Source organism: Streptomyces sp. CNB091 (assembly GCF_000377965.1).
Genome location: NZ_KB899005.1, coordinates 17675 through 32851, shown reverse-complemented (window position 1 = coordinate 32851; position 15177 = coordinate 17675). Strand labels below are relative to the sequence as shown.

17 protein-coding genes are annotated in these 15177 nt (G+C 71.0%); 3 read left to right on the top strand and 14 right to left on the bottom strand.

Annotated elements, in window-relative coordinates:
• Nucleotides 1–55 precede the first annotated feature (55 nt).
• From D581_RS0126265 to D581_RS0126255, 3 genes are all read left to right on the top strand, one after another.
• Nucleotides 56–544, top strand: coding sequence for a YajQ family cyclic di-GMP-binding protein (locus D581_RS0126265; protein ID WP_018960167.1), 489 nt, complete (start codon nt 56–58; stop codon nt 542–544).
• Nucleotides 545–772: 228 nt separating this feature from the next.
• Nucleotides 773–1333 carry a methylated-DNA--[protein]-cysteine S-methyltransferase gene (locus D581_RS0126260; protein WP_018960166.1) on the top strand — a complete coding sequence of 187 codons (561 nt, stop codon included), beginning with the start codon at nt 773–775 and terminating at the stop codon, nt 1331–1333.
• Nucleotides 1334–1390: 57 nt separating this feature from the next.
• Nucleotides 1391–2032 (top strand): alpha-ketoglutarate-dependent dioxygenase AlkB family protein, encoded by a 642-nt coding sequence (locus D581_RS0126255; protein WP_018960165.1) that lies wholly within the window; start codon nt 1391–1393, stop codon nt 2030–2032.
• Nucleotides 2033–2077: 45 nt separating this feature from the next.
• On the opposite strand, the gene D581_RS0126250 is transcribed toward D581_RS0126255, so the two are convergent.
• From D581_RS0126250 to D581_RS0126185, 14 genes are all read right to left on the bottom strand, one after another.
• Nucleotides 2078–2350 (bottom strand): GlsB/YeaQ/YmgE family stress response membrane protein, encoded by a 273-nt coding sequence (locus tag D581_RS0126250; protein ID WP_018960164.1) that lies wholly within the window; start codon nt 2348–2350, stop codon nt 2078–2080.
• Between the two features lie 111 nt (nt 2351–2461).
• Complete coding sequence (locus D581_RS0126245) at nt 2462–2854, bottom strand: YccF domain-containing protein (RefSeq protein WP_018960163.1); 393 nt, start codon at nt 2852–2854, stop codon at nt 2462–2464.
• The gene (htpX, locus tag D581_RS0126240) at nt 2851–3714 is read right to left on the bottom strand and encodes a zinc metalloprotease HtpX (RefSeq protein ID WP_018960162.1); all 864 of its coding nucleotides are present in this window, start codon (nt 3712–3714) and stop codon (nt 2851–2853) included. Before htpX ends, D581_RS0126245 begins: the two co-directional genes overlap by 4 nt.
• A 400-nt stretch (nt 3715–4114) precedes the next feature.
• On the bottom strand, nt 4115–4582 hold the full coding sequence (gene mscL / locus D581_RS0126235; RefSeq protein WP_018960161.1) for a large conductance mechanosensitive channel protein MscL: 468 nt from the start codon (nt 4580–4582) through the stop codon (nt 4115–4117).
• A gap of 117 nt (nt 4583–4699) precedes the next feature.
• Nucleotides 4700–6304 (bottom strand): proton-conducting transporter transmembrane domain-containing protein, encoded by a 1605-nt coding sequence (locus tag D581_RS0126230; RefSeq protein WP_018960160.1) that lies wholly within the window; start codon nt 6302–6304, stop codon nt 4700–4702.
• Nucleotides 6301–7989: an NADH-quinone oxidoreductase subunit M gene (locus D581_RS0126225; protein ID WP_026290926.1), complete on the bottom strand. Its 1689-nt coding sequence runs from the start codon at nt 7987–7989 to the stop codon at nt 6301–6303. The genes D581_RS0126230 and D581_RS0126225 overlap by 4 nt, the downstream gene beginning before the upstream one ends.
• Entirely contained in the window at nt 7986–9986 is a 2001-nt protein-coding gene (locus D581_RS0126220) for an NADH-quinone oxidoreductase subunit L (protein WP_018960158.1), read from the bottom strand. The genes D581_RS0126225 and D581_RS0126220 overlap by 4 nt, the downstream gene beginning before the upstream one ends.
• The gene (gene nuoK, locus D581_RS0126215; protein WP_018960157.1) at nt 9983–10435 is read right to left on the bottom strand and encodes an NADH-quinone oxidoreductase subunit NuoK; all 453 of its coding nucleotides are present in this window, start codon (nt 10433–10435) and stop codon (nt 9983–9985) included. Before nuoK ends, D581_RS0126220 begins: the two co-directional genes overlap by 4 nt.
• Entirely contained in the window at nt 10435–11145 is a 711-nt protein-coding gene (locus tag D581_RS0126210) for an NADH-quinone oxidoreductase subunit J family protein (protein ID WP_018960156.1), read from the bottom strand. The genes nuoK and D581_RS0126210 overlap by 1 nt, the downstream gene beginning before the upstream one ends.
• The gene (locus D581_RS0126205; RefSeq protein ID WP_018960155.1) at nt 11145–11753 is read right to left on the bottom strand and encodes a NuoI/complex I 23 kDa subunit family protein; all 609 of its coding nucleotides are present in this window, start codon (nt 11751–11753) and stop codon (nt 11145–11147) included. The genes D581_RS0126210 and D581_RS0126205 overlap by 1 nt, the downstream gene beginning before the upstream one ends.
• Nucleotides 11753–12721, bottom strand: coding sequence for a complex I subunit 1/NuoH family protein (locus D581_RS0126200; RefSeq protein WP_018960154.1), 969 nt, complete (start codon nt 12719–12721; stop codon nt 11753–11755). The genes D581_RS0126205 and D581_RS0126200 overlap by 1 nt, the downstream gene beginning before the upstream one ends.
• On the bottom strand, nt 12718–14028 hold the full coding sequence (locus tag D581_RS0126195) for an NADH-quinone oxidoreductase subunit C (protein ID WP_018960153.1): 1311 nt from the start codon (nt 14026–14028) through the stop codon (nt 12718–12720). The genes D581_RS0126200 and D581_RS0126195 overlap by 4 nt, the downstream gene beginning before the upstream one ends.
• The gene (locus D581_RS0126190) at nt 14025–14711 is read right to left on the bottom strand and encodes an NADH-quinone oxidoreductase subunit B (protein ID WP_018960152.1); all 687 of its coding nucleotides are present in this window, start codon (nt 14709–14711) and stop codon (nt 14025–14027) included. The genes D581_RS0126195 and D581_RS0126190 overlap by 4 nt, the downstream gene beginning before the upstream one ends.
• Nucleotides 14702–15103: an NADH-quinone oxidoreductase subunit A gene (locus D581_RS0126185; protein WP_018960151.1), complete on the bottom strand. Its 402-nt coding sequence runs from the start codon at nt 15101–15103 to the stop codon at nt 14702–14704. Before D581_RS0126185 ends, D581_RS0126190 begins: the two co-directional genes overlap by 10 nt.
• Between the last annotated feature and the right edge of the window lie 74 nt (nt 15104–15177).

The following is a 15177-nucleotide window of genomic DNA, read 5'->3' as shown; positions in this document are numbered from 1 at the left end:
GCGGTGGCTAGGCTTGCGCTGTATCCACAGCATTCGACGCAAGGAGCCACACGTCATGGCCGACTCCAGTTTCGACATCGTCTCGAAGGTCGAGCGGCAGGAGGTCGACAACGCCCTCAACCAGGCCGCCAAGGAGATCTCCCAGCGTTACGACTTCAAGGGCACGGGCGCCTCGATCTCGTGGTCGAACGAGAAGATTCTGATGGAGGCGAACGGCGAGGAGCGCGTCAAGGCCATCCTCGACATCTTCCAGTCCAAGCTGATCAAGCGCGGTATCTCGCTGAAGTCGCTGGACGCCGGTGAGCCGCAGCTCTCCGGCAAGGAATACAAGATCTTCGCCACGATCGAGGAGGGCATCTCCCAGGACAACGCCAAGAAGGTGGCGAAGATCATCCGCGACGAAGGCCCGAAGGGCGTCAAGGCGCAGGTCCAGGGTGACGAGCTGCGGGTCAGCTCGAAGAGCCGGGACGACCTCCAGGCCGTGCAGGCGCTGTTGAAGGGGCAGGACTTCGACTTCGCGGTGCAGTTCGTGAACTACCGGTGATCAACCGCTTCGATCCGCAACCGCGTCGATCCGTACGGGCGGTGCCGGATCGCTTGAGCCGAACTGAGCTGAGCTGAGCACAACGGGGGCACACCGCCGAGGCCGACCTCGACGGCGTGCCTCTTCGTGTGCCGGGCCCCGGGGTGCGGGTGCCATGTCCGAATACCGCCGGTGGAGGTGCGGTGAGCGGGCGCAGACTGGCCGTACCGACCGGGGAAGTGAGAAGACATGACGACGACGGTGTACACGCGGGTGGAGAGCCCGCTGGGCGAGCTGCTGCTGGTCGGCGAGACGGTGGCGGACGGACCGGATGCGGCTGGGGCAGCCGAGGTGGCCGGTGTGGCGGAGGTGGCCGGTGTGGCCGGTGCCCGGCTGCGCTCGTTGTCGATGCCCGGTCAGAAGGGCGGCACGGTCGTCCAGGACGGCTGGCTCCACGCTCCCGAGGCGTTCGCTGAGGTCGCCCGGCAGTTGGAGGCGTACTTCGCGGGGCGCTCGACGCGGTTCGACGTACCGCTGGCGGAGGGAACGGGCACGGAGTTCCAGCGGCGGGTCTGGTCGGCGCTGGAGTCGATCCCGTACGGGAACACGGTGTCTTACGGGGAGGTCGCGGCGCTGGTCGGGGCATCGGGTGCGGGGGTGCGGGCGGTGGGCACGGCGATCGGACGCAATCCGTTGCTGGTCGTGCGGCCGTGTCACCGGGTGATCGGGGCGGACGGGGCGCTGCGGGGGTACGCGGGCGGGCTGGAGCGGAAGAAGCTGCTGCTGGGGATCGAGGGCGGGGCGGGCTGAGCCGTGGCGCCAGGGCTTCCGCCGTCCTCGGACGGCCTGTTCCGGCGGGAGCGGAGGGTGGTCGCGCCGGGGGCCGTCCATGTTCCGGAGTGGCTGTCGGTGGAGCGGCGGGCGGAGCTGGTCGCGGCGTGCCGTCAGTGGGCGTCGGGGCCGGTCCCGTTGCGGCACACGGTGCTGCCGGGCGGTGGGGTGATGTCGGTGCGGACGGTGTGCCTGGGGTGGCACTGGCAGCCGTACCGGTACGCGCGTACGGCTGACGACGTGAACGGCGCCCGGGTGGCCGCGTTCCCGGACTGGTTGGGCGACCTGGGGCGGGCGGCGGTGGCCGAGGCGTACGGGGACGAGGATGCGGCGGAGGCGTTCGCACCGGATACCGCGCTGATCAACTTCTACGACGACACCGCGCGGATGGGGATGCATCAGGACAAGGAGGAGCGGTCGAGCGCTCCTGTGGTGTCGTTGAGTATCGGGGCGAGGTGTGTGTTCCGCTTCGGGAACACGGAGGGGCGCGGGCAGCCCTACACGGATGTGGAGTTGGCGTCCGGGGATCTGTTCGTCTTCGGCGGGCCGTCGCGTTTCGCGTTCCACGGGGTGCCCAGGGTGTACGCGGGACCGGCCGACCCGGCAGCGGGGCTGCGGGCCGGCCGGTTGAACCTGACGTTGCGGGAGACGGGGATGACGTCACGGGACGTGCGGTAGGGCGCGGTGCGCCTGCCGTTCACGGGTCCCCGTGTCCGGCCCGGGTCAGCGGCGTTCGCGGGAGTTGCCGAACAGCAGCCGGTAGGCGATGAGCAGGACCAGCGAGCCGGCGACGGCGGCGATCCAGGTCGCGGTGTCGTAGAAGTCGTTGCTGATGGGGCGGTCGAGGAACTTGCTGGAGAGCCAGCCTCCGACGAAGGCCCCGGCGATGCCGATCAGGGTGGTGCCGATGATGCCGCCCGGGTCGCGTCCCGGGAGGAGGATTTTCGCTATGACTCCGGCGAGCAGCCCGAGAATGATCCAACTGATGATGCCCATGTCGCCGCACCTACCCCTTGCTTCGTCCTGGAATCCAAGACGCCGCGGGCAGGTGTTCGGTTGCCCCGGGGCCGACCGGGTCCGGGCCGGTCCGGCCGGGGTCTCGCCGGGCTACCGGGCGGCGAAGGGCTGGTCCGTGCGGACGATCTCCTTGCCGAAGGGCATGAGGGAGACGGGGATCAGCTTGAAGTTGGCGATACCCAGGGGGATGCCGATGATCGTGATGCACAGAGCGATGCCGGTGGCGATGTGGCCGAGGGCGAGCCACCATCCGGCGAGGATCACCCAGAGAACGTTCCCCACGCAGGAGGGCGAGCCCGCGTCCCGGCGGTCGACGACGGTGTAGCCGAACGGCCAGAGGGCGTAGACGCCGATCCTGAAGGCGGCGAGCCCGAAGGGGATGCCGATGATGGTGATGCAGAGCAGGAGGCCCGCGAGCAGGTAGCCGAGGAACATCCAGAATCCGCAGAGGATCAGCCAGATGACGTTCAGGATGGTTTTCACGGGCGATGACCTGCCATCTGTTCTAGTCGGGCGATTCGCTCCGCCATCGGCGGGTGGGTGGAGAACATCTTCGCCATTCCCTGGCCGGGACGGAACGGGTTCGCGATCATCATGTGGCTCGCGGTCTCGATCCTGGGCTCGGGCGGCAGCGGGAGCTGTTTCGTCCCCGCGTCGAGCTTGCGCAGGGCACTGGCGAGGGCCAGGGGGTCGCCGGTGAGCTGGGCCCCGGAGGCGTCGGCCTCGTACTCCCGGGAGCGGCTGACGGCGAGCTGGATGACGGAGGCGGCGAGCGGTCCCAGGATCATGATCAGGAGCATGCCGAGGAGACCGGGCCCCTCGTCGTCGTTGGAGCGGCCCACCGGGATGAGCCAGGCGAAGTTGACCAGGAACATCACGACGGAGGCGAGGGCTCCGGCGACGGACGAGATGAGGATGTCCCGGTTGTAGACATGGCTCAGCTCGTGGCCGAGGACGCCGCGCAGCTCGCGTTCGTCAAGGATCTGGAGGATGCCCTCGGTGCAGCAGACGGCGGCGTTGCGCGGGTTGCGGCCGGTGGCGAACGCGTTGGGCGCCTGCGTCGGGGAGATGTAGAGGCGCGGCATGGGCTGACGGGCCGCCGTGGAGAGCTCGCGGACGATGCGGTAGAGCTGCGGCGCCTCGAACTCGCTGACGGGTCGGGAGCGCATGGCCCGCAGGGCGAGCTTGTCGCTGTTCCAGTACGCGTAGGCGTTGGTGCCGACGGCTACCAGGAGCGCGACGACGAGGCCCGTACGTCCGAAGAAACTGCCGATGACGATGATGAGTGCGGACAGTCCCCCGAGGAGTACGGCGGTCTTCAGCCCGTTGTGCCGGCGGTGCACGGTACGCCCTCCAAGTGGTGCAGCAGGGGAACCCTTTGCATGGTGGTGCTCCACTCCCCAGTGGAGCCTCCTGTACTGGTCAACGCCAGGCGAGAGGAGCTAGTTCCCTTGTGCGTGCGGCCGGAGGGCGGGGCTGCGCCGCGTGTTCGCGCCGGTCGGGCGCCCGGCCCCGTACGGAGTGGCGCTGGGCCGTACGGGTGGCGGGGTCCCTCGTGGGGCGACGGTCCTACGGGTGTTCGTGCACCGTGGTGCGGTCGGTGGCCTCCGTGCGGTCGGTGGTGCCGCGGGGAGGTCGGCGCCGTTGCGCGGTCGGTGGCCGCCGTGCGGTCGGCGGTGCCGCGCGGAGGTCGGCGCCGTGGTGCGGTCGGTGATCGCCGTGCGGTCGTTGTCGCTGCGCGGGTCAGTGCTGCTGTGCGGGGAGCTTGGCGAGGGAGAGCGCCTCGGGGTCGGGCTCGACCTCGCTGGTGCAGTGCCCGCAGCGGGAGGCGACGGCGGGGATCTCGCTGAAGCAGCGCGGGCAGTCGCGGAGGGCGGCCTTGATGTTGACGGCCTCCTCCTCTTCTTCCTTGGTGAAGCGGTTCTGCACCTTGGCCATGGGGACCACGACGCAGAAGTACAGCACCGCGGCGGTGATCAGGAAGGCGATCGCGGCGGCGATGAAGAGGCCGTACGGGAACACGACGCCGTCGATTTCGTAGGAGGCCTTGCTGAAGTCTCCCGTGCCGCGCGTGGCGAGGCCGATCAGCGGCGTGATGAAGGCGTTGCTGAAGCCCGTGACGACGGCGGTGAAGGCGGCCCCGACAGCGAGACCGATCGCCATCGAGATGACGTTCCCGCGCAGGATGAAGTCCTTGAACCCGTTCAGCACTGCTCTCTCTTTCCTCTTGCTCCCGACACGTCCACGCCGATTACGTGACGTATGCAGCCAAGACCATGCCCTGCGGCGGGTTCCGTGGGCAAACCGATCTTCCGGGGCAGGGGGGCTTCAGAAGAGGCTGACGGAGGCGAAGCGCAGGACGGCCTGCGGGACCCCGGAGAGCAGGATTCCGGCGGTGGCGGTGAGCAGGATCGCCGTGGTGAGCGGGGCGGGGGTCCGGTGGCGGCGAGGCGGAACGGAGGCCGTGGATCCGGTGGCGGTCCCGGTGGTTGCCGGGGCGCCCTCGGGATCCCGGAAGAGGATCGCGGTCCACTGAAGGTAGTAGTAGAGAGCGATCACCACGTTGACGGCCATGACGACGGCGAGCCAGCCGAGGCCCGCGTCGACGGCCGCGGAGAAGACGGTGACCTTCGCGAAGAGCCCGATGATGCCGGGCGGCAGTCCGGCCAGGCAGAGCAGGAAGAACCCGAGGGCCAGGGCCGCGAGCGGACGGGTGGCGTACAGCCCCCGGTAGTCGGAGAGCCTGTTGCCGGGGTGAGTACGGGCGACGACGGCGGCGACCGCGAACGCGCCCAGGTTCACGACGGCGTACATGAGGGCGTACGCCACGGTGGAGCCGATCTGGTCGTCGCTGGAGTACGCGGCGGCGGCGATCGGGACCAGGAGGTAGCCGGCCTGGGCGACCGAGGACCAGGCGAGGAGGCGGACGGCACTGCGGGCGCGGGCGGCGTTCTGACGGAGGGCCGCGACGTTGCCGACGGTCATGGTGAGGGCGGCGAGGACGGCGAGTGCGGGCCCCCAGACGTCGGCGTAGGAGGGGAACGCGACGACGGTGACCAGAATGAGCCCCGAGAACCCGACGGCCTTCCCCACGACGGAGAGATACGCGGCGATCGGGAGGGGCGCGCCGACATAGGTGTCGGGGACCCAGAAGTGGAAGGGCGCGGCGGCGGTCTTGAAGGCGAAGCCGACGAGAGTGAGGGCGACGCCGGTCTTGGCGAGGGTGTCGAGCACCGGGGGCACGTCGTCGAGGCGGGTGGCGATCTCGGTGAGGTGCAGGGTGCCGGTGGCCGCGTACACGAAGCTGACGCCGAGCAGCATGACGGCGGTGGCGACGACGGAGGAGAGGAAGAACTTCAGCGCCGCCTCGGAGGAGCGCCGGTCGCCGCGCACGATGCCGACGAGGGCGAACGCGGGCAGCGAGGCGACTTCGAGGGCGACGACGAGCGTGGCGAGGTCGCGCGAGGCGGGCAGCAGGGCGGCCCCGGCGGCGGACGCCAGGAGCAGGAACCAGTACTCCCCCGCCGGCAGTTTCCGGGTGTCGTCGAGCGAGAGCAGGACGGTGAGGAACGCACCGCCGAGGACGAGGGCCTGGATGACGAGGGTGAAGTGGTCGGCGGTGTAGCTGCAGGCCTGGATGCCGGTGGTGACGCAGAAGGTGGCCCGGTCCCCCGCGCGCAGGGGGATCAGGAGCGCCAGGGCGGCGGCGAGGGCGGTGAGGACGCCGTAGCCGAGGAGCCGCTTGCGGTGTGCGGGCAGGAACAGGTCGGCGACCAGGACGACCAGGGCGGCCAGCGCGGTGAGGGTGGGGGGCGCGATGGCGAGCCAGTCGATGGACTGGACGAGGCTGGGGGCATCAGCCGCGACGAGGATACCGGCGGCGTCGCCCGTGCCGGGGGTCTGGCCGGGGGTGGTGCTGAGGGCCGCGGTCACGACTTGCCTCCTGCGAGGAGCTGCTGCACGGCCGGGTCGGTGAGGCCGAGGAGGACGGCGGGCCAGAGGCCGGCGAGGACGGTGAGCGCGGCGAGCGGGGTCCAGGTGGCGGCTTCGTACGTCTGGATGTCGGCGAGCTGCGGGGTGGTGGATTCTGCGGGCCCGGTGCCGGCGGCCTCGGCCGGGCGAGGGCCGTCCGTGGCTCGTGGGCTGTCCGCCGCCTGAGGGGCCCGGTCGTCGGGTGACGGTCGGGGGTGGGGCGGGTGCTCGCCCATGCAGACGCGGCGGACGACGATGAGCATGTACGCCGCGGTGAGCAGGGTCCCGAACGCACCGATGGCCATGAAGGTGCGGAACGCGGGGCGGCTGAGGCCTTCGGCGGGGCTGTACGCGCCGAACAGGGTGAGCATCTCGCCCCAGAATCCGGCCAGTCCGGGGAGGCCGAGCGAGGCGACGGCGGCGAAGGCGAGCAGGGCGCCGAGGCGGGGCGCCCGGCCGTAGAGGGCGGCCCCGGTCGCTCCGGCGAGGGTGTCGAGGTCGGCGGTGCCGTAGCGGTCCTTGACGGCGCCGACCAGGAAGAACAGCAGGCCGGTGATGAGGCCGTGGGCGATGTTGGCGAAGAGCGCGCCGTTGACTCCGGTGGGGGTCATGGTGGCGATGCCGAGCAGGACGAAGCCCATGTGGCCGACGGACGAGTAGGCGATGAGCCGCTTGAGGTCGCCCTTGGCGCCGGTACGGGCCAGGGCCAGGCAGGCGAGGGAGCCGTAGACGATGCCGACGACGGCGAACGCGGCGAGGTAGGGCGCGAAGGTCCGCATGCCGTCGGGCGTGATGGGGAGCAGGATCCGGACGAATCCGTACGTTCCCATCTTCAGCATCACGCCCGCGAGGAGCACCGACCCGGCGGTGGGGGCGGCCGTGTGGGCGTCGGGGAGCCAGCTGTGCAGGGGCCACATCGGGGTCTTCACTGCGAGGCCGAGGCCGATCGCGAGTACGGCGATGACCTGCACTGATGTGGTGAGGCCCCGGCCGTTGTCAGTGGCGAGTGCCACCATGTCGAAGGTGCCGCTCTTCAACCCGATGAGGAGGATGCCCAGCAGCATGACGACCGAGCCGAGCAGGGTGTAGAGGATGAACTTCCAGGCGGCCGCCTGCCGTTGGCCACCGCCCCAGCGGGCGATGAGGAAGTACATCGGGATGAGGACCATCTCGAAGGCGAGGAAGAAGAGCAGCAGGTCGAGGACGGCGAAGGTGGCGAGAGTGCCGGACTCCAGGACGAGGACGAGGGCGACGAAGGCCTTCGGTGAGGGGCCCGCGGGCAGCTTGAAGTAGCTGTACAGCGCGCAGAGGAAGGTCAGCAGCGCGGTCAGGAGCAGGAGGGGGAGCGAGATGCCGTCGATGCCGAGGTGGATGCGGACGTCGAGCGCCGGGATCCAGCTGATGTCGGTGGTCGCCTGCATCGTGGCGGGGTGGTCGTGGTCGAAGCCGACGGCCAGGACGATCGCGGCGATGAGGACGGCGCCGGTGATGGTCACGCCATGGCGGAGCACGGCCTGGTCGGGGTTCTTCCCCTTGAGTCCGGGCGGGGCGGGGAGCAGGGCCGCGACGGCGCCGAGGAGCGGGGCGACGACGACGAACGCCAGGAGGAACTGCATCACGGACGCACTCATATCGATCACGGTCACGACCCCGCGTTGACGTTGGCGAAGACGACGGCGGCGATCGCCAGGACGAGGGACCCGGCGAGCAGGGCGCCGGCGTAGGTCTGCACGTTGCCGGTCTGGGCCCGGCGGACGGCGGTGCCGAGGAGGCGCGTGACGGCGCCCGATCCGTTGACGTAGGTGTCGACGACCTCGCGGTCCAGGAAGCGGACGAGGCGGGCGGCGCCCTGGACGGGCCGGACGAACAGCACCGCGTACAGGGCGTCGAGGTGGAAGCCGGTGGCCGCGTGGCGGTGCAGCCGCCCGAGGAGAAGCCTGCCGGGGTCGGCCGGGTCGGGGGCGTCCGCGATGGTGCCGTAGACAGCGGTGTGGGACGTCATGGCCTCGGCTTCGACGAGGGCGGGTTCGACACCGGGGTGGGCGGCGACGGCGCCGATGGGGGTACGGGCGGCGAGGGCGGCGGTGTGTCGCCACGCGCCATAGGTGACGAGACCGCCGATGAGCGTGACGCCGGTGGAGAGGACGGCGGTGGTGAGGGACGGCGTGAGGCCGTGCCCGTCGAACCAGTCGTCGATCATGCCGACCGTGAGGCCGAAGGCGATGGTGGGTACGGCCAGGATCCACAGGACGGAGGTCATGGCGGCGGGCTGCTTGCCGTGGTCGGGGAGTTCCGCGCCGCGCCCGCGGAAGGCGAGGAGCCAGAGGCGTACGGCGTAGGCGGCGGTGAGGACGGCGGCGAGGAGCCCGGCGACCAGGATCGTCCAGCCGGCGGCGGCCGGGGCGACGCTCCGGTCCCCGAGGGCGGTGTGCTCGGCGGCGACGAGCACGGCTTCCTTGGAGAAGAAGCCGGCGAACGGCGGGATGGCGGCCAGTGCGAGGAGCGCGACGGACATCGTCCAGAAGGCGTCCGGGATGCGGCGGGCGAGGCCTCCCATCCGGGACATGGCGGCAAGCGAGTTGGTGCCCGCGGCGTGGATGACGACGCCCGCGGCGAGGAAGAGGACCGCCTTGAACGCACCGTGCGAGATCAGGTGGAAGACGGCCGCGCCCCGGTCGCCGACGGCCAGGGCGCCCGACATGTAGCCGAGCTGGCCGATGGTCGAGTAGGCGAGGACGCGTTTGATGTCGTCCTGGGCGAGGGCGGCGAGCCCGGACCCGATCATCGTGACGGCGGCCATCACGGCGAGCACGACGAGCGCCGCGCCGGAGGCCGCGAAAACGGGCAGCAGACGGGCCACGAAGTAGATGCCGGCCGCGACCATCGTCGCGGCGTGGATGAGCGCGGAGACGGGGGTGGGGCCGGCCATCGCGTCGGGCAGCCAGGTGTGCAGGGGGAATTGGGCCGACTTGCCGGCGACGCCCGCGAGGAGCAGCAGGGCGATGACGGTGGGGTGATCGAGTCCGCCGTTGCCGACGGCGGCGAGGATCTTGGTGATCCGGAAGCTGCCGGTGTCGGCGGCGAGCGCGAACAGACCGATCAGGAAGGGGACGTCGCCGAGCTTGGTGACCAGGAAGGCCTTGAGGGAGGCGGCTCGGGCCTCGGGGGTCTCCCAGTAGTGGCCGACGAGGAAGTACGAGCAGATGCCCATGATCTCCCAGCCGACCAGGAGCACCATCAGGTCGCCGGAGTAGACGACCAGGAGCATCGCGGAGGTGAAGAGGGAGACAAGGGCCGCGTAGGAGGGGTAGCGCGCGTCGTCGCGGAGGTAGGCGGTGGAGTAGAGCTGTACGCAGGTGGCGACGACGGTGACGAGGACGGCGACCAGAACGGCGAAGCCGTCGAGGTGCAGTGCCAGGTCGATCGGGACCGAGCCGGTGGGCGTGAGCTGGGTCGCGGCGTCGATGGCCCGGCCGCCGCCCTGGCGGACGGCGACGAGCACGGCGAGCACGGCCGCGGTGAGGGTCGGGAGGATCGCCAGCGGGCGGACGAATCCGGGGGCGGTGCGGCCGACGGCGAGCCCTGCGACAGCCCCGAGGAACGGGAGGAGGGGAACGAGGGCGGCGAGGGTCGTGGTGGTCACGTGGTGGCCTCTGCCTTCTTCGTCTTCCCTGTTCCCCCGTCGGCCCGGCCGGAGGTCGGTTCGGCGCCGTCGGTATCGGTGTCGGTGTCGGTGTTTTCGGCGCTGTCGGCCTCAGCGGTGTCGGGGAGCGTCTCGGCGGCGTCCGTCTCGGCGGTGTCGCGGAGCCGGTCGATGTCGGAGGTGCCCCGGTTGCGGTAGACGGCCAGGACGATCGCGAGGCCGATGCCGATCTCGGCGGCGGCGATGGCGATGGTGAAGAGCGTGAGCGCCTGGCCGGAGTGGAGGGTGTCGCGGAGCCAGACGTCGAAGGCGACGAGGTTGAGGTTGACAGCGTTGAGCATCAGCTCGACGGACATCAGGACCAGGATCGCGTTGCGGCGGGCGAGGACGCCGTAGAGGCCGACGCAGAAGAGGAGGGCGGCGAGCACGGCGGGATAGGCGAGGTGCATCAGCTCTGCTCCTCGTGGCCGGGTGAGCCGGGTGAGGTGGGTGAGCCGGGTGAGGTGGGTGAGGTGGGTGGGCTCGGCCTCACGGTTCTGGGCTTGGCCGTCCCGTTGGTGCCGGGTCGGACGGTGGTGTCCGTGTCGCGTTTGCGGGACAGGACGATCGCGCCGACGAGGGCGGCGAGCAGCAGGACGGAGAGCGCCTCGAAGGGCAGCACCCAGTTCCGGAACAGGAAGGCGCCGGTGACCTCGGTGGAGCCCTGGGCCGGCCCGTCGAGGTCGATCCAGGTGGTGCGGAAGGCGTCGGCCACCACCCAGACGAGGGCCGCCGCCGCCGCGGCGGCCACCCCGAGGGCGACCCACCGATTGCCCGAATCGGCGTCCGGGGAGCGGCCGATGGGAGCCCGGGTGAGCATCAGGCCGAAGAGGAGGAGGACGACGACGGAACCGACGTAGATCAGCACCTGGACCCAGGCGATGAACTCTGCGGTGAGCAGGAGGTATTCGACGGCCAGTCCGCCGAGCGCCACGACGAGCCAGAGCGCGGCGTGCACCAACTGCTTGGTCGTGACGGTGATGACGGCGGCGCCGAGGGTGGCGAGGCCGACGAGGAGGAACGCGATCTCGACGCCGGACGGGGAGAGGAAGCCGGGGTGGTCGCCGGCGGTGGTGGCGGTGGTGCCCACGGTGGCGGTGGCCGTGGCGTTGAGCAGCATCACGGGGTTCCTCCCGTCTCGTCTGCCCGTTCCTGCCGGCTCCGCTGCTCCTGCTGGTCCTGCTGTTCCCGCTGCTCCTGTGCGCGTTGGGCGGCGAGCTTGTCCGCTCCCTTGCGGGCTGCGGCGATCTCCTTCGGTTCCTCGGCCCCGGGGTCGAGCGCGGGCGGCTCCGGCACGGTCCACATCCACTCGCGGAGCTTGTCGCGCTCGTGGGTGAGTTCGTGGATGTCCGTCTCCGCGTACTCGAACTCGGGCGACCAGAACAGTGCGTCGAAGGGACACACCTCGATGCAGATACCGCAGTACATGCAGAGGGAGAAGTCGATGGCGAAGCGGTCGAGGACGTTCCGGCTGCGCTCACGGCCGCCGGGAGCGGCGGGAGGCGACGTCTCTTTGTGGGAGTCGATGTAGATGCACCAGTCGGGGCACTCACGGGCGCAGAGCATGCAGACCGTGCAGTTCTCCTCGAACAGCCCGATGACTCCGCGGGAGCGGGGAGGGAGTTCGGGCTGGGTGTCCGGGTACTGCGCGGTGACGGTCTTCCTCGTCATCGTGCGCAGGGTGACGGCAAGGCCCTTGGCCAGGCCGGATCCGGGGATCGGGGGCATCAGTTGATCGCCACCTTCACGATGCCGGTGAGCGCGATCTGCGCGAGAGCGAGCGGGACGAGGGTCGTCCAGGCGAGCTTCTGCAACTGGTCCTCACGCAGACGCGGGTAGCTGACGCGCAGCCAGATGACGACGAACGCGAGAAGGGCGGTCTTGAGGATGGTCCAGATCCAGCCGAATCCGTCGGCGCCGAACGGGCCGTGCCAGCCGCCGAGGAACAGGACGGTGGTCAGCGCGCACAGGACGACGATGCCCGCGTACTCGGCGAGGAGGAACAGGGCGAAGCGCAGACCGGTGTACTCGGTGTACGCGCCGAAGATGATCTCGGAGTCGGCCACCGGCATGTCGAACGGCGGGCGCTGGAGTTCGGCGAGACCGGCCACGAAGAAGACCAGCGCGCCGACGATCTGCCAGGGCAGCCACCACCACTCGAAGGCGTCGAGGATGCCGGTGAGCGAGACCGTCCCGGCCGCCATGGCCACGGAGGCGGCGGTCAGGAGCATCGGCAGCTCGTAGGAGAGGAGCTGCGCGGCGGTACGGAGGCCGCCGAGGAGGGAGAACTTGTTGGCGGAGGCCCAGCCCGCCATGAGCGAGCCGAGGACGCCGATGCCCATCACGGCGAGCACGAAGAAGATGCCCGCGTCGACGGCCTGGCCGACCGCGCCGTCGCCGGGTCCGACGGGGATGACCACGAGGACGAGGAGGTACGGGAGGAGGGCGACGGCGGGGGCGAGCTGGAAGACACGGCGGTCGGCGGCGGCCGGGACCACGTCCTCCTTCTGCGCGAACTTCACACCGTCCGCGACGAGCTGGGCCCAGCCGTGGAAGCCGCCTGCGTACATGGGGCCCAGCCGGCCCTGCATGTGGGCCATCACCTTGTGTTCCGTCTGGCCCACGAGGAGGGGGGCGACCAGGAACACGACGAAGACGATGGCCAGACGGAGGGCGACGTCGGACACGTCGTTCACTCGGGATCGCCTCCGGCGGGGTGGTCTGGGGCGGGCCGCTCAGGGGCGGGGGCCGGCTTGTCGGGGGTGCGTTCGTCGGGTGCGGGTTCGCCCGCGGGTGCGGGTTCGCCCGCGGACTCGGCGGGCTCACCGGGGGAGGTTTCGCCGGCGGTGGGGCCGCTGCGCGGGGCTTCTCCCCTGCCCGCCCCTTCCCGAACCGGGGGCTCCGCCCCCGTACCCCCGCTCCTCAAACGCCGGAGAGGCTGGGAAGACGCGTCCGGAGTCTCGGACTCCGCGCCCTCCGGTTCACCGAAGGCCGGTTGGGCGTCGTGCCATGGTGCGTCCGTGCTGCGCACCCGGGGCGGCGGCTCTGGGGCCTCCCCGGGCGCGGCCGGGGGCGGTTGCTGGCTTGCCGAGCCCTCGGACGCCGACCGGGAGCGGCGCGGGCGGGTCGTCGGGGGCGCCTGCGGGGGCGTGCCCGCCGTCGGTTGCGGGGTCGTCGGAGGTGTCTCCGAGGGCGTCTTCGGGGGCGCGGACGCATCCGGCGTCGCGGGAGTCTCCGCCCCGGTTGCCGTGGGAGTCACCGCGGGTGCCTCCGGGCCGCTCGCCGTGGAGCGTTGTGCCGCCGAGCCCTCGCCCGCGGTGCGGGTGCGGCGGGGCGGACGGTCGGTCGCGGGGCGGGCCGCTCGGCCCGGGCGGGCGGCGGCCGGGGGGAGTTGGCCCTTCAGGGGGCCCCATTCGTTCGGGTCGGGCACCCCGGGCGGAAGCATCGCGCGGCGCTTGGGCCCGGTGTGGCCCTCCGCCGGCTCCCCCGGTTCCTTCGCCCCGGGCCATGCCTTGGCGACGCGCGCGGCCAGGACGAAGTCCTTGCGCAGCGGGTGGCCCTCGAAGCCTTCCGGCAGGAGCAGCGGTACGAGGTGGGGGTGACCGTCGAACGCGACGCCGAACATCTCGTGCGTCTCGCGCTCGTGCCACGCGGCGCCCGCGTAGACGTCGATGGCGCTGGGCAGGGCCGCCGCGTCGTGCGGCACGGTCGTGCGGACCATCAGCCGCCGCACCGTACCCGTGCCCAGGGCCGCGACATGGGCGCAGACACGGAAGCCCGTACCCGGCTCGTCCACGGCGCTGAGCCAGTCGAAGTAGCTGCACCCGAGCTCGTCACGGGCCGTCCGCAGCGCGGTGAGCCAGGCGGCGGCGGGGACGTCGACGGTCAGCAGGTCGTACGCGGACTCCGCCGTGGCCTCGTCGCCGAACAGGTCGGTGACCGCGTCCGGCAGCCGGTCGTAGGCGTCGGCCGCGGATCCCGTGTGCTGGTCGCTTTCGCTCATCGCCGCTCCTCTTCCTGTGTCGAGGCCGGTGCCGTCGGGGCCGGTGCCGTCGGCGCGGCCACCAGGCCGCTGCGCAGGGCATCGGTGGACGGCCCCCCGCCCTCGGTCCCGGCGGCCCCGGTGGCGTACCGCTCGGCGAGGGATTCGCGCGCGATCTTCTCCTGGAGCTTGAGAATGCCCTGGAGCAGCGCCTCTGGCCGGGGCGGGCAGCCAGGTACGTACACATCGACGGGGATGATCTGGTCGACGCCCTTGGTCACGGAGTACGAGTCCCAGTAGGGGCCGCCGCAGTTGGAGCAGGCGCCGAAGGAGATGACGTACTTCGGTTCGGGCATCTGCTCGTAGAGCCGCTTCACGGCTGGGGCCATCTTGTCCGTCACCGTGCCGGACACGATCATGAGGTCGGCCTGGCGGGGGCCCGGGGCGAACGGGATCACGCCGAGCCGGATGAAGTCGTGGCGCGCCATGGACGCGGCGATGAACTCGATGGCGCAGCAGGCGAGTCCGAAGTTGAAGACCCAGAGGCTGTAGCGGCGGCCCCAGTTGAGGACGACCTTCATCGGCTCCGGTGCGAGCCGGGAGAGCACGCCGAGGCGCTTCGGCTCGGGGAGGAGGACCGGGTCGGACGAGGTCGGGGGCGCGGGCTGCTGCGACGCGGGGGTCGGCCGGCTCGTCAGGCCCATGCGAGGACGCCCTTCTTCCATGCGTAGAGCAGTCCCACGGCCAGGAAGCCGAGGAAGATGAACATTTCGACCAGGGTCGTCGCGCCGTATCCGGGCGCCGCGAACACCGTGGCCCACGGGAACAGGAAGATGGAGTCGACGGCGAAGATCACGTACAGGAACGCGTAGACGTAGTAGCGGACCTGGGTGTGCGCCCAGCCCTCGCCGACGGGGTCGACGCCGCATTCGTAGGTGAGGAGCTTCTCCGGGGTGGGGACGACGGGGCGCAGCAACCGTCCGGCCCCGAAGGCCACGGCGACGAACAGTACGCCGACCAGGGCGAGCAGGCCGATGACCGAATAGCTCTGGAAGTACTCCGAGGCGAGTGCGGTGGTTCCGGCGGGTCCGTCCACCGGAACTCCGGATACCCCGGATACCCCGGATACCCCGGATACCTCGGACACCCCGGGCACCCCGGACGCGCCGG

Excerpts from the sequence above, each read along its gene's own strand:
- nuoK (WP_018960157.1), bottom strand. The coding sequence starts at position 10,435 with ATGCACCTCGCCTATCCCGCCGTGCTCGCCGCCCTCCTCTTCTGCGTC.
- D581_RS0126265 (WP_018960167.1), top strand. The coding sequence starts at position 56 with ATGGCCGACTCCAGTTTCGACATCGTCTCGAAGGTCGAGCGGCAGGAG.
- D581_RS0126210 (WP_018960156.1), bottom strand. The coding sequence starts at position 11,145 with ATGCTGCTCAACGCCACGGCCACCGCCACCGTGGGCACCACCGCCACC.
- D581_RS0126250 (WP_018960164.1), bottom strand. The coding sequence starts at position 2,350 with ATGGGCATCATCAGTTGGATCATTCTCGGGCTGCTCGCCGGAGTCATA.
- D581_RS0126260 (WP_018960166.1), top strand. The coding sequence starts at position 773 with ATGACGACGACGGTGTACACGCGGGTGGAGAGCCCGCTGGGCGAGCTG.
- D581_RS0126205 (WP_018960155.1), bottom strand. The coding sequence starts at position 11,753 with ATGCCCCCGATCCCCGGATCCGGCCTGGCCAAGGGCCTTGCCGTCACC.
- D581_RS0126190 (WP_018960152.1), bottom strand. The coding sequence starts at position 14,711 with ATGGGCCTGACGAGCCGGCCGACCCCCGCGTCGCAGCAGCCCGCGCCC.
- D581_RS0126195 (WP_018960153.1), bottom strand. The coding sequence starts at position 14,028 with ATGAGCGAAAGCGACCAGCACACGGGATCCGCGGCCGACGCCTACGAC.